We start from the raw sequence: 20,060 nt of genomic DNA on the forward strand, positions 1-20,060 counted from the left end.
ACCGGGCAGCGTCAGGACCAGCCTGACCCCCGCCGTGTCACCTTGGTTCCTGGCACGGTCGTCGGCGACGGTCGCTACCGGCTGCTTGCCCAGTCCGGGGTGGACCAGCGCAGCGGCGCCCAGTTGTGGCGGGCCAGGGACGGCCAGCTCAACCGGGACGTGGCGGTGACGCTGTTCGTGGGACAGCCCGATGACGTCGCCGCCGCCAACCGCGCCAGACGCACCCTGGAGCGGGCCATGCACGCGGCCAGCTTCACCCATCCCGGGGTTTCCCGGGTGCTCGACGTGCTCAGCCCGCGCAACGGCATCAAGCCGGCGGAGGGCCTGCTGGGCATGGTGGTGGCCGAGTGGACCCAGGGCACCGACCTGGTGGACCTGGTCTCGGACGGCCCGCTGCCCCCGGGCACCGCGTCCAAGCTGCTCGAACCACTGGCCGCGGCGGTGGAGGGCGCGCACCACGCCGGCCTGGTGCTCGGCGTGGACCACCCGCAGCGCATCCGGGTGACCTCCGACGGCAAGCTGCGGCTGGCCTTCCCCGGCTCGCGGCCGGAGGCCACCGCGCGCGACGACGTGAAGGGCCTCGGCGCGATCCTGTACCTGCTGCTCACCGGGCGGTGGGCGCTGCCGGGCGGGCCTGACGTGCTGCCGGCCGCGCCGACCGGGCCGGACGGCACCGTGGTCGCCCCGAACACGCTGCACCCGGCGGTGCCGCACGCACTGTCGTCGGTGGCCGTGCGCAGCCTGGAGGACACCAGCGTCGGCGGCATCCGCACCAGCGCCGCCATCCTGCAGGTGCTCGACCAGGTCGCCGACGGTGAGGCGCAGGCCGCGCAGTTGCAGGCCGCGGCGGCCGCCGGCAACCCGGCCGACACCGACGACGTGGTGTGGACGACCAAGAAGCCCGTGGCCGACCGGCAGCGCAGCCGCAAGCTCGCGCTGAGCGTGCTGGTGCTGGCACTGGCCACGCTCGGGGTGATCGTCTGGCTGAGCCTGCAGATCGTGAGCTTCTTCCGGGAGGAACCGACCAAGCAGGCCGGCCCGACCATCGACCTGAGCCCGTCCACCTCGGTCAGCGCGCCCGCCGGCCAGCCCCCGTCCGGGTCGGCCACGTCAACCGCGCCCGGCGCCTCGGTCACCGTGGCCGAGGTGGCGGTGTTCAACGTGACCGGCGACCCGGACAGCCCGGGCCGGGCCGGGCGGGTGATCGACGGCGACCCGGCCACCACCTGGAAGACCCAGGTCTACCGGCAGCAGTTCCCCGCACTGAAGTCGGGCGTCGGGCTGATGTCCTCGTTCGCCCAGCCGACCACGCTGTCCTCGGTCACCATCACCTCGCCCAGCCCGGGTACCAAGGTGGAGATCCGGGTGGCCGACTCGGCTGACCCCCAACTGGCCGACACCACCAAGATCGGCGAGGCCACCCTGCAGGACGGGGAAACCAAGATCACCCTGGACCCGCACCAGCCCACCCAGCACGTGCTCGTCTGGATCACCGCCCTGGCCGGCGGCAACAAGTCGCACTCCTCGGAGGTCGGCGAAATCGCCTTCCTGGGCAGTTGACCAGCCCCACAGCCCACCCCCCCCCACCCACCTCGGGGGGCGCGCCCCTGGCCAGCCTAGTCGCGCCAGGAGCGCGGGGACAGGCTCGCGGGGTGGGCTGTGGACAACTCGGTTTGCTGGCGCCTTTCGCGGTCGCCAGTCATCCACAACCGTGCCGAGTCCCTTGACCGAGGCGGAACGGAACGGCCCGAGTCGTCACCTGACGGGGTGGCGGGAGGACTGATCGCTACCGATATCCTCCTCCGCGTGACCGCTGCAGCCAGCTCGGACGCCGACCTCATAGCGGCGCATGCCGCAGGTGACCCGCATGCGTTCACGGAGCTGGTCAGACGGCACCGCGACCGGATGTGGGCGGTGGCCTTACGCACGCTCCGAGATCCCGAAGAAGCCGCTGACGCGCTCCAGGAGGCGTTCATCTCCGCCTTCCGCGCGGCGGCGTCCTTCCGTGCCGAATCCCAGGTGACCACCTGGCTGCACCGGATCGTGGTCAACGCCTGCCTCGACCGGGTCAGGCGCAAGCAGTCCAAGCCGACCAGTCCGCTGCCCGAGACCGGGCCGGGTGAACCGGTCGCGCCCAGGGACGCCATGGCTGAACGGGAGACCCGGCTGGTCGTCCAGGACGCGCTCGACGAACTGCCCGAGGAACAGCGCGTCCCGATCATCATGGTCGACATCGAGGGGTACTCGGTGGCGGAGACCGCGAAGGTACTGAACATCGCGGAGGGCACCGTGAAGAGCCGCTGTGCCCGGGGCCGGGCCAAGCTGGCCAAACTTCTTGGGCACCTGCGGAACCCGAGTGCAGGTGCGAACGTCCCAGTTGACGATGTGAATGTGCAACAGCAACAGCAACGTCAACGGGAGGGACGATGACCGGCAACGAGCAGCGTCGGGAGGCGCTGGCTGGGCCGCCGTGGTCCGTCGACCTCCTCGCCGACTTGCATGCCGAGGCGATCGACCCGGACCTGGCGGCTGAGCTGTGGCCGAGAGTGACGGCCGACCCGGAGGCCAGCGCGATCATCGCCGCGTTCGAGGCCACCCAGGCCGAGCTGGCTGATCTGCCCGAGCTGACCATGCCCGACGACGTGGCGGCCCGGATCGAGGCCGCGCTGGCGGCCGAGGCCAGGGCGCTGCTGCCCGCGCCGCGCACCGAGAACGAGACAGCGGCCACGGTCAGCCCGCTGCCCACCAGGGCGCCCGCCGCTGCCCAGCCGACGGACGCGCCCCGGTCGACCGGGCAGCCACCGACCGAGGCGCCCGCCGCCCCCGTGCTGGACCTGGCCAAGGCCCGACAGCGCCGCCGCAACCGCGTGTTCGGGTGGGGCGGTGGAGTGCTGGCCGCCGCGGCCGTGGCCGTGGGTGTGCTGGTCGCCACCCTGCCGGGCGGCACGGACTCGTCCAGCAATCCACCTCCGGTGGCCCAGCCACCGGCCAGCAGCACCACGGGGACCGGGCAGCCGCCGCTGGCGCTGCGCAGTGAGGAACTGCCCAGCAAGCTGCCCGCGCTGATGGGCGTCACCGACTACGGGTCGCTGAACAACCAGGCGGGCCTGAACGCCTGCCTGACGGCCAGCGGCAAGCAGTCCGGCGGCGAGCCCGTTGGCATCCAGCCGGTCGTGGTGGACGGCCAGGAGTCGCTGGTCGCGGTGCTGCCGGGCAACACCGGCGTCCCCGGTCAGTTCCGCCTGCTGGTGCTGGACCCCACGTGCGGTCCCGACCACCCCGGTGTCCGGTCCGACCAGCTCATCGGTGGTCGCTGAGCAGCCGCTGACCAGCACGGACCCCGACGCACGGGCAGGCCTGGAATTCCAGCCACCTACCATCCGTTGAGCAGTAGTGCGCGCCCTTCAGCAAACCGGCTGGGGTGAGCGAAGCGCCTGAGACGGAGGTTCACGGTGGCGGATGCTGGGGAAGTTCGGAACCTGATCATCGTGGGTTCTGGGCCGGCCGGGTACACCGCCGCGGTCTACGCGGCACGCGCGCAGCTGAACCCGCTGGTGTTCGAGGGGTCCCAGTACGGTGGGGCGCTGATGACCACCACCGAGGTGGAGAACTACCCGGGGTTCGGCGAGGGCATCATGGGCCCGGAGCTGATGGAGCAGATGCGTGCCCAGGCTGGACGGTTCGGCGCGGAGCTGCGGGCCGAGGACGTCGAGGCGCTGGAGCTGACCGGCCCGATCAAGTACGTCACGGCGAACGGCGTGCGCTACGCGGCCCGGACCGTGGTGCTGGCCATGGGCGCGGCCGCCCGGTACCTGTACGTGCCCGGTGAGCAGGAGCTGCTCGGCCGCGGTGTGTCCGCCTGCGCCACCTGCGACGGGTTCTTCTTCCGGGACCAGGACATCGCGGTGGTCGGCGGGGGCGACTCGGCCATGGAGGAAGCCACCTTCCTGACCCGCTTCGCCCGGTCGGTCACGATCATCCACCGCCGGGAGGAGTTCCGGGCGTCGCGGATCATGCTGGAGCGCGCCCGCGCCAACGACAAGATCAAGTGGCGGACCAACGCGGTCGTCACCGAGGTGCTCGGCGACAACGGCAAGGTGAGCGGGCTGCGGCTGCGCGACACGGTCACCGGTGCGGAGTCCGAGCTTCCGGTCAGCGGCATGTTCGTGGCCATCGGGCACGACCCGCGCAGCGCCCTGGTGCGTGATCAGGTCGAGCTGGACGCCGACGGCTACGTGAAGGTGCAGCACCCCACCTCGTACACGAACCTGGACGGCGTGTTCGCCGCCGGCGACCTGGTGGACCACACCTACCAGCAGGCCGTGACCGCGGCCGGCTCGGGATGCGTGGCCGCCATCGACGCCGAGCGGTGGCTGGCCGAGCACGCCGAGGCCGGCACGCCGGTCGCTGAGCACGCGGCGGTCACGCCGGAGCACGCCGGCGGCGGCTACGGCGTTGGCGCCGAGGTCGCGGCGGCCGCTGACCCGGTGTCCGCCAACTGACACCCGCCCTCCCGGGCGCGGCGCGCTGCCAGGTGCGCTGCCCCTGGTGTTGACCCACCCCTGGTTCGGCGACCGCCCGCCGACGGATCACCCACCCCAGAGTGCAAGGAGAGAACATGGCCGGCAAGCCCGTGACCGTGACCGACAAGACGTTCAATGACGAGGTGCTGGCCAGCGACAAGCCGGTCCTGGTCGACTTCTGGGCGACCTGGTGCGGCCCGTGCAAGATGGTGGCCCCGGTGCTGGAGGAGATCGCCAGCGAGCACGCCGACAAGATCACCATTGCCAAGCTGGACATCGACGCCAACCCGTCGACCGCCCGTGACTACCAGATCATGTCCGTGCCGACCATGATGCTGTTCCAGGGCGGCAAGCCGGTGAAGCAGATCGTGGGCGCCAAGCCCAAGGCCGCTCTGCTGTCGGACCTGTCCGACGTCCTCAGCTGAGACTTAGCTCTCACTTTGGGCAACTGATCGGCATGGCCCGTCCGTCCGCTACTCAGGGATGGGCGGGCCATCGCCGTATCATGCGCTGACTCAGCCTGCAGGAATTTCAGTCAACCGGGTGAACACCGTGACACGTTCGAGTGCGTGGCCGGTTGACGACCAGGAGTAGCCCTCCCGGTGGTCAACCACGAGGCAGGGCACAATAAAGCGTCACGAACCGCGCCGGCCACAGCCGGCGCCCTAGCCGAGCGAGGGGTGCATGCCGCTACTCCGCCGCGGTGACGTCGGACCGGCCGTTGCCGAGATCAGGGCGACACTCACTGCGTTGGGCTTGCTAGCCCCGACCACCCCGGGGCACGATCCGGCCGTGTTCGACCCGGCTGTCGAACACGCGGTGCGCGCGTTCCAGCAGCGCCGCGGGCTCATCACCGACGGGGTGGTCGGTCCGGCCACGTATCGCGCGTTGCGGGCGGCGACGTTCCGCCTCGGGGACCGTCCGCTGGCATACCTGGTGGCCAATCCGATGAGTGGTGACGACGTGTTCACCCTTCAGGAGCGGCTTCTCGAACTGGGCTACGACGCTGGCCGCCCGAACGGGGAGTTCGGCCAGCAGACCGAGCAGGCACTGCGCAGCTTCCAGCGCGACTACGGCCTGACCCCGGATGGCATGTGCGGGCCGGACACGCTCCGCGCGCTGCGGCAGCTGCAGCCCAAGGTGCGCGGCGGTCGGCCGGTGTTCCTGCGTGAGCAGGAGCGGGTGCGGATGGCCGGGCCCAGGCTGCGCGGCAAGCGCATCGTGATCGACCCGGGTCACGGTGGCCAGGAGCGGGGGGTGCTGGCCGGCGGCCTGTGCGAGGCCGACCTGATGTGGGACCTGGCCAGGCGGCTGGAGGGCCGGATGGTGGCCACCGGCATGGAGGCGCTGCTCAGCCGGGGCCCGGACAACTGCCCGGACGAGTCCGAGCGGGCCGCGTTCGCCAACGAGGCCGGCGCTGACCTGTTCCTGTCGCTGCACGTGGACGCCAATCCGTCGCCGTTGGCGCACGGGGTGGCGAGTTTCCACTTCGGCACCGGCAATGGCACCAGTTCGACCGTGGGGGAGGCCCTGGCCGGGTTCATCCAGCGGGAGCTGGTGGCCCGCACCGGGCTGCTCGACTGCCGCAGCCACCCGAAGACGTGGGATTCGCTGCGGTTGACCCGGTGCACGGCGGTGCGGGTGGAGGTCGGCTACCTGACCAATCCGGAGGACCGCCGGCGCCTGGCCGATCCGGCGTTCCGCGACGTGGTCGCCGAAGGCATCCTGGTCGCGGTGAAGCGGCTCTACCTGCTGGGCAAGAACGACCAGCCCACGGGCACGTTCACCTTTGACGACCTGCTGCGCCACGAACTGGCCAAGGCCGAGTAACCAGCGGGTGGCGTCCTGCCCGGCGTTCCACGGCTTCCTGCCGGCGCTGCCGGGCACCACACCGTTGTCGCCCCGCTGCCGCGGTCGTCCCCATCGGACGGACCGCCGGCAGGCGCTCCCTTCCAGATGGATCTTCACCCATCCGCGTTTCGCGCCCACTGGTTTGCCCGGGTGGCGGCACGCGCTGACGAGTGACCCGTCACGCTGCCGCCGCTCGCGCGTCAACCCGGTGCGTGGGTGCCACCCGACCCGCGTGGTGTGCGGGTGCGCCGGTCACGCCGGGTGGAAGGTGGGTTCGGTGCTGCTCACGGTCACCGAGCCGAGCAGCCGTTCCAGCGCGGCTTCGACGTCTTCCTTCCAGGACAGGGCGCTGCGCAGTTCCAGGCGGAGCCGAGGCCAGCGGGGGTGCGGCCGCACGGTTTTGAAGCCCACGCTGAGCAGGAAGTCGACCGGCAGGACGCAGGCGGCCTGGTCGTCGGGCTTGGCGTTGCCGAACGCCTCCACGGCTTTGACCCCGCGCCGGGTGAGGTCCTTGGCGACGGACTGGACCAGGACCCGCCCCAGTCCGCCACCGCGGAACTCGGGCAACACCTCGACGGAGGTCATCAGCACCGCGTCCGGGCTGACCGGCGAGGTGGGGAAGGCCAGTGAGCGGGGTACCGCGGCCGGGGGAGCGTAGAAGGCGGAGCCGGCCGGAATGCTGTCGCTGTAGATGATCCGACCACAGGAACCCCATTCCAGCAGGACGCTGGACACCCAGGCTTCCTTTTCGAACTCGGTGTCGCCGAACTCCTCGGCCTGCTGTTTGAGGTGGGGGGCGAGTTCCCAGTACACACACGTCCGACAGTGCTTGGACAGGTGTGGCAGGTTGTCGAGTGTGACTCCCACGACGCGCCGCGACACCTCGACCTCCCGGCACAGTTGTCAGCCGTTGGCTTCCGGACCTGTCGTCCTGGGCGTGGTGTCCGTCGTGCTGTCTCGGCGTTCCAGCGGTTGACCGCTCAGACCTCGACCACTGCTGGCCGCGACCACTGCTGGCTCGGCCGTGACTTCTTGACAGCCCACTTTCCCGCCCGGGAACGCATCCCCATCGAAGCATAAGCTGGCTCGGCCGGCACTGGAAGGACACAGCCCCGATCGGGACGACGGTTACACTCGTTCGGGATTCCAGCCGGTAGCACCGGATCCACTGCTTCCTCGGAGTGCGCCATGCCTAGCGGGACACCCGGCCTTGATCGTTCGCGACCCGGTCACTCGGACCACGCGACCTCCGCATCGCCCGTCCCGCCCGCAGCAGCCGCCACCCCTGACTCCGCCGCTACCCCGCACCCCCACGAGCCCAGCCCCCACCCTTCCCTGGGGGGCGACCCCGGGTCCAGCCTATCGGTGGCGGGGGTGGAAAACCGGACTCGATCGGAAGTTGTGGACAACTCGGGGGCCTGTGGACAACTGGCCCCTCAGCAGGGTGAAGACCGTCCTGATGCTCAGGTTCCGGGGTACACTGCCGCGCCGCTGCCAGCCCAGCCGGCTGCCAAGAACCTCGACCCGCACGTGCGGCGCTACGCCCAGCGCACCGCCGGGATGACCGCGTCCGAGATCCGCGCGCTGTTCTCCGTGGCCAGCCGTCCCGAGGTGGTGTCCCTGGCCGGCGGCATGCCCTACCTGGCCGCTCTGCCGTTGGACTCGCTGTCCGCCGAGGTCGGCCAGCTGATCGCCGAGGACGGGCTGGTCGCGCTGCAGTACGGCTCCGCCCAGGGCATCCCCGAGCTGCGCGAGCAGATCTGCGAGATCATGGCGTTGGAGGGCATCAGCGCGCACCCCGACGACGTGGTGGTCACCGTCGGTTCCCAGATGGCCCTGGACATGGTGACCAGGATCTTCTGCGATCCCGGTGACGTGGTGCTCGCCGAGGGGCCGTCCTATGTCGGCGCTCTCGGTTCGTTCGCCGCCTACCAGGCGCAGGTTGTGCACGTGACCATGGACGAGCACGGACTTGTGCCGTCGGCCCTGCGCGAAGCGCTGGCGTCGGTCGCGGCCAGTGGCCGGCGGGTCAAGTTCCTGTACACGATCCCCAACTTCCAGAACCCCGCCGGGGTAACCCTCGCGGTCGAACGGCGCGCCGAGGTGCTGGAGATCTGCGCCCAGCACGGCGTGTTGGTCGTGGAGGACAACCCGTACGGGCTGCTCGGGTTTGACGGCCAGATCTATCCGGCGCTGCGCTCACTCGACGCGGACAACGTGGTCTACCTGGGCTCGTTCTCGAAGACCTTCGCGTCCGGCCTGCGGGTCGGCTGGGTGCTGGCTCCGCATGCCGTGCGCGAGAAGCTGGTGCTGGCCGCCGAGTCGGCCACGCTGTGCCCGCCGACCATGAACCAGCTGATGGTCTCCCGCTATCTGGCCACCCATGACTGGAAGGGCCAGATCAAGACCTACCGCGAGGCGTACCGCGAACGCCGGGACGCCATGCTCAGCGCGTTGGACCAGTACATGCCGGCCGGGTGCACGTGGACCAAGCCGGACGGCGGCTTCTACGTCTGGGTGACCGTGCCCGAGGGCGTGAACACCAAGGCGATGCTGCCGAGGGCGGTGACGCAACGGGTCGCCTACGCGTCCGGCACCGGGTTCTACGCGGACAGGCTGGGCAGTCGGCAGATGCGCCTGTCGTACTGCTACCCCACGCCGGAACGCATCCGGGAAGGTGTCCGTCGGCTGGCGAACGTGCTCGGCGACGAACTGGAGCTGTACAACACGTTCGGCTCGATGGCCGGCCGGGAGGTCTCCGGGCCGGAGTCCCCGTCACCGAACACCGCGTGATCCAGCCGCCCGCGGATCTTCTCGCGTTGTCCCGGCAGTCCGGGTGAGGCCCGGCTGGGTGCTGGCTGTTTGTCGACCTGTCGGCCGGTCGCTATGTTGCCTTGTCGTTCTGACAGGCTGTGGTCCCGGTTGGTCGCCGGGTGACAGTGGGTCGGGCCAACGACGTCGGTGACGGCGAGTCGGGCGATGGTGAGGAGTGACGGTGTCGGATCAGTGGGTCGCGGTGCTTGCGGGCGGGTTGTCGCACGAACGCGAGGTGTCCCTGCGGTCCGGTCGCCGGTTGTCCGCGGCCCTGCGCGGGGTCGGGATGACCGTGGACGAGTGGGACGCTGACGCCAATCTCCTCACCCGGCTGCGGGAACACCGGCCGGACGCGGTGGTGATCGCGCTGCACGGGGGTGCCGGGGAGAACGGTTCGGTCCAGTCGGTTCTGGAGATGCTCGGCGTGCCGTACGTCGGAACCGATCCGCGGGCGTGTCGACGCGCCTGGGACAAGCCCACGGCCAAGGCGGAGTTGGCGCGAGCCGGCCTGGCCACGCCCGACTGGGTGGTCCTGCCCCATGCCACGTTCCGGGAACTCGGGGCCCAGGCGGTGCTCGACGCCATGGTGGAGAGCCTGGGGCTGCCGTTGATGCTCAAGCCGGACCAGGGCGGGTCAGCGCTGGGCGCCCAGGTGGTTCGGGACGCGGCGGCCCTGCCCGCGGCGATGGTGGCATGCCTGGCCTACGGCGAGACCGTGTTGGCTGAGCGGTTCATCGAGGGTGTCGAGGTGGCGGTCACCGTCATCGACGGGCCGGAGGGGCCAGAGGTGCTGCCCGCGGTGGAGATCCGACCGGAGAGCGGTGTGTACGACTACACCGCCCGTTACACGGCTGGGCTCACCGACTTCCACGCCCCGGCTCGACTGGACCGGGCCACGGCGGCGGCGGTCAGCGAGTTGGCCGTGTCAGCGCACCGGCTGCTCGGGCTGCGGGACGTCTCCCGCACTGACGCGGTGATCGCCCCGGACGGCACCGTGCACTTCCTGGAAGTGAACGTCTCGCCCGGACTGACCGAGACCTCGCTGCTGCCGATGGCGGTGGAGGCGTCCGGTCGGTCGCTCGGGGAGATCTACGCCGGCCTTGTCGATCGTGCGGTGGCCCGGTCGATCTGACCGTGGCCACCCGTGCCGGCCCATGCCCGCGGACGGATCACCGGGAATCGGCCAAAGGCTGACCGGCGTTTTCGGCGTGGCTCGGTGCTGAGGCCACATGGTTGGGGCGGGCGCCGCATGTTGTGCGCGCACCCGCCCCGACCGGTCATGCCAGTGAGATTGTCACCGTGACGTAAGTGGCTCGATAGCGGACTACTCGCCGTGCGGCGTCCGATTTGCCGCTTCCGGTGCCATCAGGTGAACGATGCGTTCCAGATCGTCCACCGATCCGAACTCGATCACCATGCGGCCCTTGCGTCGGCCCAGCTCCACCTTGACCCGCGTGTCAAAGGCATCGGACAACCGCTCCGCAAGGTCGTCAAGGCCGGGCGCCTGGATGGGCTTGCGGGGTGCCGCCTTGGGCTTGGCCGGTTCCGCTGACTTGGCCAGGATGACCGCTTCCTCGGTCGAGCGGACCGAGAGTCCCTCAGCGACGATGCGCGTCGCCAGGTCCTCCTGCATGCCCGGGTCGTCCAGCCCGAGCAGTGCCCGGGCATGGCCGGCGGACAACACGCCCGTGGCCACCCGGTTCTGCACCGGGTGGGGGAGCTTGAGCAGTCGGATGGTGTTGGTGATCACCGGACGGCTGCGGCCGATCCGGGCGGCCAGCTCCTCGTGCGTGACGCCGAACTCGTCGAGCAGCTGCTGGTATGCGGCGGCTTCTTCGAGTGGGTTGAGCTGCACCCGGTGGATGTTCTCCAACAGGGCGTCCCGAAGCATGGCGTCGTCGTCGGTCTGTCGAACGATCGCCGGGATCACGTCGAGCCGAGCCCGCTGGCACGCCCGCCAGCGGCGTTCGCCCATGACGAGTTCGTAGCGGCCGGCATCCACCTCGCGCACCACGATCGGCTGCATCAGACCGAACTCGCGGATCGAGTGCTCCAGCTCGGCCAGAGCCTCCTCGTCGAAGTGCTCCCTGGGCTGCTTCGGGTTCGGCCTGATCGACGTGATCGGTATTTCCCGGTACACGGCGCCAGCGATCTGGCCGCCGTTCTCGACCTGACCAGCGTCATCCACACTCTGGATGGCCGACGCGGCAGCACCAGCAGCACCGGCGGCTGATACCGCACCACCCGGTGTGGGCAGCGTTGGACCACTGGGAATCAGTGCGGCGATGCCTCGGCCGAGGCCCCCTCTGCGACCATTCATTCTGTCCCCTTCTCAGCACCGTATTCGGCGATTTCCCGAGCGGCGTCGAGATAGCTCATGGCTCCGCGTGAACCTGGGTCGTAGGCCAACACGGTCTGTCCGTAGCCGGGAGCCTCGGAAACCTTGACGCTCCGCGGGATCACGGTCCGGAGAACCGTGTCGCCGAAGTGGCCGCGCACCTCGCTGGTCACCTGGTCGGCGAGTTTGGTCCGTCCGTCATACATTGTGAGCAGGATGGTGGACACGCTGAGTGTGGGGTTCAGGTGGGCCTGCACCAGCTCGATGTTGCGGAGCAACTGCCCCAGCCCCTCCAGGGCGTAGTACTCGCACTGGATGGGGATCAGGACCTCCTTGGCCGCCACCATCGCGTTCACGGTGAGCAGCCCCAGCGAGGGCGGGCAGTCGATGAAGACGTAGTCGGGCTGAATCTCGTCCAGCGCCTCGGAACTCAGCGCCTCCTTCAGCCGGGACTCCCGGGCGACCATGGACACCAGCTCGATCTCGGCACCGGCCAGGTCGATGGTGGCCGGCACGCAGTACAGCTTGTCACTCTGGCTGGACACGGCAGCGGCATCCGCCAGCGACAGCTCACCGATCAACACCTCGTAGACCGAAGGGGTGCCCGAGCGGTGCTCGACGCCAAGCGCGGTGCTGGCGTTGCCCTGCGGGTCCAGGTCGATCACCAGAACCCTGAGCCCGTGCAGGGCGAGCGCGGCGGCGAGGTTCACGGTGCTTGTCGTCTTGCCAACACCCCCCTTCTGATTGGCCACGGTGATCACGCGGCGGTGTCGAGGGCGGGGAAGCTGGAGGGATTCGGGGTGCAACACGCGGGTGGCGCGTGCAGCCTCTTCGGCAATCGGGGTCCACACGGCTCTGTCTCCTGCCGTCACTGCGTCTACCGTGACTATGTCGGTTGTCGGGTTAATGGGGCGAAGCACCTCGCCGGCACCGACAGCACCGGCGGGCGCCGCGTCGAGGGGTGCTGTTTCACGTGAAACACGGGTCGCGTCGGGGATTGTGCTCGTTGTGTAGTCGCCTGCGGAGTGTGCCGGATCCGAGTACACGCTCATCGATCCTTCCTCTTTCTCCGCCTGCCGTCACGACGCTCGGTCGACTCGCCGCGCTCGACCAGGACGACCGTGGTCGGCTGATCGAGCACTTCACTGCCACACGTCACGACCTGCTGGCGGACGCCACCGGCCCGTGTGAGTGCCGGAGCATCACGGGCCAACTCCTCTGCCGCACTGGCTCCCTTGAGTGCCACCAACAGACCACCGGGCCGGAGTAGCGGAAGGCACCACGAGGCAAGGCGTTCGAGCGGCGCGACAGCGCGGGCGGTCACCACATCACTGCCACTGAGCCGCTCACGCACATCGGCCTCCTCCGCACGTCCCCGGAGCACTGTCACGTTGAGGTTGAGTGCCGCCACGACCTCGTTCAGCCAGGCGATCCGCCGAGCCATCGGCTCCAGGAGCGTGAGTTCCAAGTCTGGCCGAGCGAGCGCCAAGGGGATTCCCGGCAGTCCGGCTCCAGAGCCTACGTCCACCACCCGGCAGTTCCGGGGTAGCAACTCGGCAATAACAGCCGAATTGAGTAGATGGCGGTCCCAGAGCCGGTCAACCTCGCGTGGCCCAATCAGACCACGGGCAACCCCATGCTCGGCAAGGAGTTGAGCAAAGGCGATCGCGCCGTCGAGCTGATTCCCGAAAATGGCGCTAGCCGCCGCCGGCGCCGGGGGCACGGCCAGCGGGTGGTCCACTTCGCCTGAGTCGGTCATGTTCTCCGTCCTCATGTTCCACGTGAAACCACGTGAGTTCCTTGCCGAGCTGTTCGCCCCCGCTGGACGCGAGGGGCGGTTTCACGTGAAACCACGTGCTGGTCGATCGTCCCGACGCCGCCCCCAGTCCGTCGCGCACCTGGCGGCGACGTGGAATGGGATGCGTCGACCGGGGGATCGCAGTGGGGACGATGCACCTGTCGGCGTCCTCGCGGTGGGCCCCCAGCCTTCGAGCGGCGGTTCGCCGCGCAATCCACGATCGACTACATCATGGCGGACGTGGTCCGCTCTCCTCCTGCAGGGTCACCCGATCGAGCCGCAGTTATCCACAGGGGGCCGGGTTATCCACAGGTGTCTTCCACACTGTCGATCGCGTCCACAATTCCCAGTAACGTAGATCTTGGGGGTCCCCCCACGGGGCAGGACGACGGGTGCGCGGCTGCTCGGGGGACGCCAGCCGCGGCACGGTACTGGGTCGGCCGCCCGCTGTTTTTGCGCCGGTGTCATCGCGGTCGGACTCGGAGGTTCGTCCCCTGTGGGGACAGGAAAGCGGGAGCCGTGGGGTTCCGCATCGGCCGACCGATTGCCGGGTGGTGATCGGACAAACCCCAGGTCACGCGGCCGAATCCGCAGTTCTCCCGGCGGGCCGCGTTGCTCGGCGGTTCGCCGGAGCGGGCGGTGGAACCGGGAGTCAGACACCAGCCGCTCACCAGTTCGTTTCACGTGAAACCTCACCGGTGCGGACGGATCGGCGCGGGCGGGCCGAGCTGATGTGTGTCGGCGAGCGGGCACCCGGATGAACAGCGTGGTCCGTGCCGCCCGGAGCCGTGACCGGCTCAGCACTCCCGTGCTACACACCTGCGCACAGCATGGCTGTGGATAACTCGGGCTGCCTGTGGACAACTGGCGACCGGCGCCAAACCCCACCGCGCCCGGAGTGAGCGCGGGCCGCGGAGCAGGATCTTGGCGGTGAACGGCCGTGCCGCACGAGCTGGGTGCCCTGTGTCGGGGGAGCGCGGACGGCGCGGCCGGGGAGCCTGCTGCTGGCCGCCCACCGCGGGTTGGTGCCGGTTGCCGGGAGCAGCGGGTCAACAGGGTCGCCCGTGCCGTTGCTCAGGTGGCCGACGGTACGGTCGGCGCGCGCTGACGTCGGCCCAGAGTCGCCCGTGCGGTGCTCGCGTGATCGTGGGGATATCGGATCGGCGAGCTGAGCGCGGCGTGCGTGACCCCGGCCGGAGAGCGGGGGAGAGCGGCGAAGAGCGGCAGAGAAAGGCGGGGAGAGACGGGGAGAGACGGGGACAAGGTCATCGGGACGGGCGCGACCGGCCAGTGTGCTGGGCCACGGGCAGCGGGTGGTTCAGCGCGGCCAGGAGCAGCGGGTGGGAGCACGGGATGCGGCCGGCGGATCGGAGGCTCCGGTACTGCCACTGCGGGCTATCACCACGCGGTGCATCAGGAGGTTGGGAGTGCGCGTGCGGTGGCGCGGTCAGGACGGGAGCGGAACGTGGTGAGGCGGGCGTGGTGCCGCCTCGGCCGGCGGGGCTGGTCAGGGCACAAAAAAGGGGGGCCTGTTTCACGTGAAACAGGCCCCCGGCGCGCTGCGCCAGCGGTCACGGCTGCGGGAAGACCACAACCCGCCGCTGCGGTTCCTCGCCCTCGCTCTCGCTGTGCACGCCCTTGACGCTCGCCACGGCGTCGTGCACCACCTTGCGCTCGAACGGCGTCATCGGGTGCAGGCGAACCCGCTCACCCGACGCCAGCACCTTCTCCGCCGTCCGCTTGCCCAACTCAGCGAGTTCGGCGCGACGGCTCGCCCGCCACTGCGCGATGTCCAGCATCAACCGGCTGCGCGAACCGGTCTCCTGCTGCACCGCCAGCCGGGTCAACTCCTGCAGCGACTCCAGCACGACCCCGCGCTGGCCGACCAACTTCTCCAGGTCGTCGCCACCGTCGATGCTGACCACCGCACGGCCGGCTTCCACGTCGAGGTCGATGTCGCCGTCGTAGTCGAGCAGGTCGAGCAGCCGCTCCAGGTAGTCCCCGGCAATGTCGCCCTCCCGGACCAGAAGGTCCTCGGAAGTGCCCTCGCCCGAGCCCGCCGCCACTTCTTGGTCCTTCGGTTCCGCGCCGGTCGTCTGCAACGTCTCCGACACCATGTCTCCTCTCCAGGGTCGAGGCGCCGTGTCAGCGGCGCTTCTTGTCGCCCTGTTTCTTGCTCTGGGGACGGGCCCCCTGCGGGCCGGCAATCTGACCTGATGTCTTGCCGGTCTGCCCACCGGCCGATCCCTTGGGCTGCTTGGCCGCGTCGCCGCTCGACGCGTTGTCGGACGCACCAGCCTTGTCCGCGGGCTTCTGGGCCTGGCCCCCGGCGCGCTTGCCCGCCGCACCGGTCCCGGTCTCGGCGGTCGGGGACGCGGGCGCCGAGGTCGCCGAAGTAGATCCACCGGACGTCGGCTTCTTGGTCCTGGTCTGCACCGGCTTCTGACCGGGCTTGGGCGCGAGCGCCTGGCGCTGGGTCACGACCGCCTGCTTCTTGGCGTCTTCCTCGCGGTCGATCCGGCTGTACACCACGCGCTGCTGGAACAGCGTCCACCCGTTGTTGCTCAGCCAGTAGAGCAGGATCGCGACGGGGAAGAACGCGCCACCGACCAGCACACCCAGCGGGAAGATGTACATGGTCAGCTTGTTCATGATCGCGGTCTGCGGGTTGCCCGCGGCCGCCTCGGTCTGCCTGGCCACCGAGTGCCGCGCGGTGAAGTGCGTCGCGATGCTGGCCACGATCATCAGCGGGATGGACACCAGGACGACGTCCAGCCGATCGGTGCCGAACTTCGCCAGGTCCTCCGCGTTCATGCCGATGTAGGTCGAGAGGTTCGCGCCGAACAGCTTGGCGTTGACGAACGACTCCACGCCCTGCGCGTCGAAGAAGTAGACCTCACCCCAGCCGGGCCGGAACGACCGCAGCACGTGGAACAGACCGATGAACACCGGGATCTGCACCAGCATCGGCAGGCAGCCGCCCAACGGGTTGACCCCGTGCTGCGCCTGCAGCTTCTGCATCTCCTGCGCGAGCTTCTGCCGGTCGTTCGCGTACTTCTTCTGGAGCTTCTTGATCTCCGGCTGGAACTCCTGCATCTTCCGCATCGACCGGACCTGGCCGACGAACGGCTTGAACAGCAGGGCGCGCAGCGTGAAGACCAGGAAGATCACGGACAACGCCCAGGCGATACCACTGGAATCGCCGAAGATGTGTCCGAACACCCAGTGCCAACACCAGAGGATGAAGGACACCGGGTAGTAGATGAAATCGAGCACGTAACTACTCCTCGGCAGAGGTGCGGGGGAAACTGTCCGGCGTCCCGGAGTCGTCGCGCGTACGCCTCGGGGGAACGGGGTCCAGGCCTCCAGGGTGCCAGGGGCCGCAGCGGGCCAGCCGGCGCACGGTCAGCCAGCTCCCGCGCAGCGCCCCGTGCACGGTCAACGCCTCCACCGCATACGCGCTGCAGCTGGGGTGGAAACGACAGGTGGGGGGCAGCAGCGGCGAGATCAGCCGGCGGTACACGCGCACCGGCAGCAGCAATAACCACGCCGCCGGCCCTGGCCGGGGACGTGCGTCACTGCCTGTCTCGCTCACCTCGCACCGCCCTGTTCGATCTGTGCTGGCGGGGCGAGCAGCCGCAGCCGGCGGAACACCCCGTCCAGGTCGGCGCCGAGTTCGGCGCTGGTTGATGTGGCCGCGGCCGGCAGCGCCCGCACCACCAGGCGGGTGCCCGGCGGCAGTGCGTCGAGCCGGTCCCGCATCAGGTGACGCAGTTTCCTGGCCACTCGGTGCCGGATCACGGCGTTGCCCACGGCCTTGCTCACGACGAAGCCCACCCTGGTCGATGGACCGTCCAGGGTGGGCGTGTCGTCGCGTCGCGTGTCGTGCGGTCTCGTCCCGTCCGCCGTGCCTGGCCCAGCCGCCTCGGTCCCCGGCACAGCCGGGGCGGTCAGCGCGTGGACCACGAGCCGAGGCCGTCCAGCACGGCGGCCCTTGCGAACCACCAGGTCGAAGTCCTGGCTGCGGGTGAGCCGGGCAGCCGCGGGAAGCACGGCGGTGAGGCGATCAGGCCGACAGGGACTCGCGGCCCTTGCGCCGACGAGCCGCCAGGATGGCCCGTCCGGCACGGGTCCGCATGCGCAGCCGGAACCCGTGGGTCTTGGCGCGACGGCGGTTGTTCGGTTGGAAGGTGCGCTTGCCCTTGCTCACGGTCGGCTCTCCCGGTGCTCACTACCAAGCAGGTCTATGGTTTTGTCCCCAACCAGCATTCAGCACGAGGCAGAACGAACGCCGCAGGGCACGCCAAACGGGCCCGCAGCCAGCGGGAGACCGTTCGAGGGTACGCAGCGTCCGGTGTGCGATTCAAATCGGGGTCCCCACCACCCACGGTGTTCCCCGCCACCACCCGACCGAACGTGGTGTTCCACCCGATGGTTGGCCTGGGTCGTCTTGTGACAAGCGCCAGCCCTTGTTAGCGTGCTGCCTCCACGGTCCTCACCCCGGGGGAGGGGCGGACCCGGGGCTGGGTACGTCAGGCCCACGGGGGGCTCCCCGCTGCCTTGGCGTACCTTCGTGCACAGTTGTGGACAACTCTGTGGATACCTCTACCGTTCGGTGTCCACGTCACCGAGTTGTCGGCGATCATGGACGCCACGACTCGGCCACGCAACCGTGGACCAAGTGCGACGAGGGGAGGGGAACGCAGAGGTGTCCGACCACCAGACCGATCTGGGTCTCGTGTGGGATCAGGTTGTACAGGAGCTGGCCGCTGGCAAACTGTCCCCGCAGCAACGGGGATGGATGGGGCTCACCCGCCCGATCGGCCTGCTCAACGACATCGCCCTACTCGCCGCGCCGAACGACTTCGCCAAGGAAGCCATCGAGCGGTCCCTGCGCGATCCCATCACCGCTGCCCTGTCCCGCCGACTCGGCCGGCCGGTCTCGCTGGCCGTGAAGGTCGACTCGATGGAGCCGCCGGTCAGCCCGGCCGCGCCGGCGAACCCCGGTCCTGGTCCCGGCCCCGCGTCCGGCATGCCGATGCGCTTCGGCGGCCCGGGCATGGTGGGCGCGCCCGGCGGCCACCCGCCACCACCCCATCCCGGTTATCCGCAGCGCCCGGCCCACCCGGCGATGCGCGCGGAGGACCCGCCGACCCACCCGGCCATCCCGCTGCCGCCCGGCCTCGACGTCCCCACCACGCCCGCCACCCTGCCGGTGGCCGACGGCGGTGCCGAGACCGAGGACGAGGTGGACGAGGACCACGAGGTGATGGCCACCGTCAACGAGATATGGCCCACCTTCGGTCGCAGCACGGGCGGTGCCGCGCCGCCACCCGGCGGCGGTGCCTCCTCGCCCCCCGGAGACACGCCGTTCACCCGGCCGGCCAACCCGCCGACCGCGCAGACCCGGCTGAACGAGAAGTACAACTTCGACACGTTCGTGATCGGCGCGTCCAACCGGTTCGCGCACGCCGCCGCGGTCGCGGTGGCCGAGGCACCGGCCCGCGCCTACAACCCGCTGTTCATCTGGGGCGAGTCCGGGCTGGGCAAGACGCACCTGCTGCACGCGGTCGGGCACTACGCGCAGCGGCTGTTCCCGGGCATGCGGGTGCGGTACGTGTCCACCGAGGAGTTCACCAACGACTTCATCAACTCCCTGCGGGACGACCGCAAGGTGGCCTTCCAGCGCCGCTACCGGGACATCGACGTGCTGCTCGTCGACGACATCCAGTTCCTGGAGGGCAAGGAAGGCACCCAGGAGGAGTTCTTCCACACCTTCAACACCCTGCACAACTCGAACAAGCAGATCGTGGTGTCCTCGGACCGGCCGCCCAAGCGGCTGGAGACCCTGGAGGACCGGCTGCGCACCCGGTTCGAGTGGGGCCTGATCACCGACATCCAGCCGCCCGAGCTGGAGACCCGGATCGCCATCCTGCGCAAGAAGGCCGCGCAGGACCGGCTGGCCGCGCCGGCCGAGGTGCTGGAGTTCATCGCCGCCCGCATCGAGCGCAACATCCGCGAGCTGGAGGGCGCGCTGATCCGGGTGACCGCGTTCGCGTCGCTGAACCGGCAGCCGGTGGACGTGCAGCTGGCCGAGATCGTGCTGCGGGACCTGATCCCGGACTCGCACGCGCCGGAGATCACCGCGCCGACGATCATGGCGGTGACCGCGGAGTTCTTCCAGGTGACCATCGACGACCTGTGCGGCCCCGGCAAGACCAAGGCGCTCGCCCAGGCCAGGCAGATCTCCATGTACCTGTGCCGGGAGCTGACCGACCTGTCGCTGCCCAAGATCGGGCAGACCTTCGGCGGCCGGGACCACACCACGGTGATGTACGCGGACAAGAAGATCCGCAAGGAGATGGCGGAGCGCCGCCGGATATACGACCAGGTGCAGGAGCTGACCTCGCGGATAAAGCAGCGCGCCCGCGCCATGCTCTGACGCACCCCCGGCGCTGAAGCGCCCAGCCGCCACCCCGCTGCCACGGCCGGTCAGGACACGTCCTGGCCGGCCGTTCGCCACCCCGACCGGTCGCCGGCCCGGGGGCTTCCCACCCGCCCGGAATCGCGGGATGCTTTCTCTCCGACCCGCGCGCCCGGCACGCCGCCGACGCTGAGAAACTTCCCGGGCGCGCGCCGGCCTTTTCTGACACCCCCGCCCGGTCCCGGCCCGCCCCGGCAAAACCCGTCCGCCCGGTGCCCGGCGCCGACCGATCCCACCGCCCGCCGGCCGGGT

At 69.9% G+C, this 20,060-nt stretch carries 18 protein-coding genes; 9 read left to right on the forward strand and 9 right to left on the reverse strand.

The window, feature by feature from the left end; genetic code table 11:
* Positions 1-42: 42 nt before the first annotated feature.
* The 6 genes from LX83_RS29540 (at position 43) to LX83_RS29565 (ending at position 6,353) form a co-directional block, all read left to right on the forward strand.
* Complete coding sequence (locus tag LX83_RS29540) at positions 43-1,560, forward strand: protein kinase family protein (RefSeq protein ID WP_253777268.1); 1,518 nt, start codon at positions 43-45, stop codon at positions 1,558-1,560.
* A gap of 246 nt (positions 1,561-1,806) precedes the next feature.
* On the forward strand, positions 1,807-2,430 hold the full coding sequence (sigM, locus tag LX83_RS29545; RefSeq protein ID WP_253777269.1) for an RNA polymerase sigma factor SigM: 624 nt from the start codon (positions 1,807-1,809) through the stop codon (positions 2,428-2,430).
* Positions 2,427-3,317: a hypothetical protein gene (locus LX83_RS29550; protein ID WP_253777271.1), complete on the forward strand. Its 891-nt coding sequence runs from the start codon at positions 2,427-2,429 to the stop codon at positions 3,315-3,317. The genes sigM and LX83_RS29550 overlap by 4 nt, the downstream gene beginning before the upstream one ends.
* Positions 3,318-3,488: 171 nt before the next feature.
* On the forward strand, positions 3,489-4,502 hold the full coding sequence (gene trxB, locus LX83_RS29555; RefSeq protein WP_407649693.1) for a thioredoxin-disulfide reductase: 1,014 nt from the start codon (positions 3,489-3,491) through the stop codon (positions 4,500-4,502).
* 116 nt (positions 4,503-4,618) lie between these two features.
* Positions 4,619-4,948, forward strand: coding sequence for a thioredoxin (trxA, locus tag LX83_RS29560; RefSeq protein WP_253777275.1), 330 nt, complete (start codon positions 4,619-4,621; stop codon positions 4,946-4,948).
* A gap of 259 nt (positions 4,949-5,207) precedes the next feature.
* On the forward strand, positions 5,208-6,353 hold the full coding sequence (locus LX83_RS29565) for an N-acetylmuramoyl-L-alanine amidase (RefSeq protein ID WP_253777277.1): 1,146 nt from the start codon (positions 5,208-5,210) through the stop codon (positions 6,351-6,353).
* A gap of 273 nt (positions 6,354-6,626) precedes the next feature.
* Here LX83_RS29565 and LX83_RS29570 read toward each other — a convergent pair whose 3' ends face one another.
* Positions 6,627-7,256, reverse strand: coding sequence for a GNAT family N-acetyltransferase (locus LX83_RS29570; protein WP_253777279.1), 630 nt, complete (start codon positions 7,254-7,256; stop codon positions 6,627-6,629).
* A gap of 609 nt (positions 7,257-7,865) precedes the next feature.
* Here LX83_RS29570 and LX83_RS29575 point away from each other — a divergent pair.
* Together LX83_RS29575 and LX83_RS29580 are read left to right on the forward strand one after the other, a co-directional pair.
* Complete coding sequence (locus LX83_RS29575; protein ID WP_253777494.1) at positions 7,866-9,167, forward strand: aminotransferase-like domain-containing protein; 1,302 nt, start codon at positions 7,866-7,868, stop codon at positions 9,165-9,167.
* 202 nt (positions 9,168-9,369) lie between these two features.
* Positions 9,370-10,320, forward strand: a complete 951-nt coding sequence (locus LX83_RS29580) for a D-alanine--D-alanine ligase family protein (protein ID WP_253777281.1) — start codon at positions 9,370-9,372, stop codon at positions 10,318-10,320.
* A 192-nt stretch (positions 10,321-10,512) separates the two neighbouring features.
* On the opposite strand, the gene LX83_RS29585 is transcribed toward LX83_RS29580, so the two are convergent.
* The 8 genes from LX83_RS29585 to rpmH all read right to left on the reverse strand — a co-directional run bounded on the left by LX83_RS29585 (position 10,513) and on the right by rpmH (position 17,534).
* Complete coding sequence (locus LX83_RS29585; protein WP_253777283.1) at positions 10,513-11,508, reverse strand: ParB/RepB/Spo0J family partition protein; 996 nt, start codon at positions 11,506-11,508, stop codon at positions 10,513-10,515.
* Entirely contained in the window at positions 11,505-12,578 is a 1,074-nt protein-coding gene (locus tag LX83_RS29590; RefSeq protein WP_301329127.1) for a ParA family protein, read from the reverse strand. The genes LX83_RS29585 and LX83_RS29590 overlap by 4 nt, the downstream gene beginning before the upstream one ends.
* Positions 12,575-13,285 (reverse strand): 16S rRNA (guanine(527)-N(7))-methyltransferase RsmG, encoded by a 711-nt coding sequence (rsmG, locus tag LX83_RS29595; protein WP_253777285.1) that lies wholly within the window; start codon positions 13,283-13,285, stop codon positions 12,575-12,577. The genes LX83_RS29590 and rsmG overlap by 4 nt, the downstream gene beginning before the upstream one ends.
* 1,610 nt (positions 13,286-14,895) lie before the next feature.
* Positions 14,896-15,441 (reverse strand): Jag family protein, encoded by a 546-nt coding sequence (locus tag LX83_RS29600; RefSeq protein ID WP_253777287.1) that lies wholly within the window; start codon positions 15,439-15,441, stop codon positions 14,896-14,898.
* 28 nt (positions 15,442-15,469) lie between these two features.
* Positions 15,470-16,600 (reverse strand): membrane protein insertase YidC, encoded by a 1,131-nt coding sequence (gene yidC / locus LX83_RS29605; protein ID WP_253777289.1) that lies wholly within the window; start codon positions 16,598-16,600, stop codon positions 15,470-15,472.
* Between the two features lie 4 nt (positions 16,601-16,604).
* A complete protein-coding gene (gene yidD / locus LX83_RS29610) occupies positions 16,605-16,919 on the reverse strand; it encodes a membrane protein insertion efficiency factor YidD (RefSeq protein ID WP_253777291.1) in 315 nt (104 codons plus the stop codon).
* Positions 16,916-17,377 carry a ribonuclease P protein component gene (gene rnpA, locus LX83_RS29615; protein WP_253777293.1) on the reverse strand — a complete coding sequence of 154 codons (462 nt, stop codon included), beginning with the start codon at positions 17,375-17,377 and terminating at the stop codon, positions 16,916-16,918. The genes yidD and rnpA overlap by 4 nt, the downstream gene beginning before the upstream one ends.
* A gap of 13 nt (positions 17,378-17,390) precedes the next feature.
* A complete protein-coding gene (rpmH, locus tag LX83_RS29620; protein ID WP_253777295.1) occupies positions 17,391-17,534 on the reverse strand; it encodes a 50S ribosomal protein L34 in 144 nt (47 codons plus the stop codon).
* A 498-nt stretch (positions 17,535-18,032) separates the two neighbouring features.
* On the opposite strand from rpmH, the gene dnaA reads away from it, so the two are divergent.
* Entirely contained in the window at positions 18,033-19,766 is a 1,734-nt protein-coding gene (dnaA, locus tag LX83_RS29625; protein WP_253777297.1) for a chromosomal replication initiator protein DnaA, read from the forward strand.
* Positions 19,767-20,060 lie beyond the last annotated feature (294 nt).

The sequence above is a fragment of the Goodfellowiella coeruleoviolacea genome (genome assembly GCF_024171785.1).
GTDB classification, from domain to species: Bacteria; Actinomycetota; Actinomycetes; order Mycobacteriales; family Pseudonocardiaceae; genus Goodfellowiella; species Goodfellowiella coeruleoviolacea.

What these genes read in the sequence shown, in the direction of transcription:
- LX83_RS29550 (WP_253777271.1), top strand. Translation starts at nt 2,427, where the DNA reads ATGACCGGCAACGAGCAGCGTCGGGAGGCGCTGGCTGGGCCGCCGTGG.
- trxA (WP_253777275.1), top strand. Translation starts at nt 4,619, where the DNA reads ATGGCCGGCAAGCCCGTGACCGTGACCGACAAGACGTTCAATGACGAG.
- LX83_RS29565 (WP_253777277.1), top strand. Translation starts at nt 5,208, where the DNA reads ATGCCGCTACTCCGCCGCGGTGACGTCGGACCGGCCGTTGCCGAGATC.
- LX83_RS29585 (WP_253777283.1), bottom strand. Translation starts at nt 11,508, where the DNA reads ATGAATGGTCGCAGAGGGGGCCTCGGCCGAGGCATCGCCGCACTGATT.
- LX83_RS29590 (WP_301329127.1), bottom strand. Translation starts at nt 12,578, where the DNA reads ATGAGCGTGTACTCGGATCCGGCACACTCCGCAGGCGACTACACAACG.
- rsmG (WP_253777285.1), bottom strand. Translation starts at nt 13,285, where the DNA reads ATGACCGACTCAGGCGAAGTGGACCACCCGCTGGCCGTGCCCCCGGCG.
- LX83_RS29600 (WP_253777287.1), bottom strand. Translation starts at nt 15,441, where the DNA reads ATGGTGTCGGAGACGTTGCAGACGACCGGCGCGGAACCGAAGGACCAA.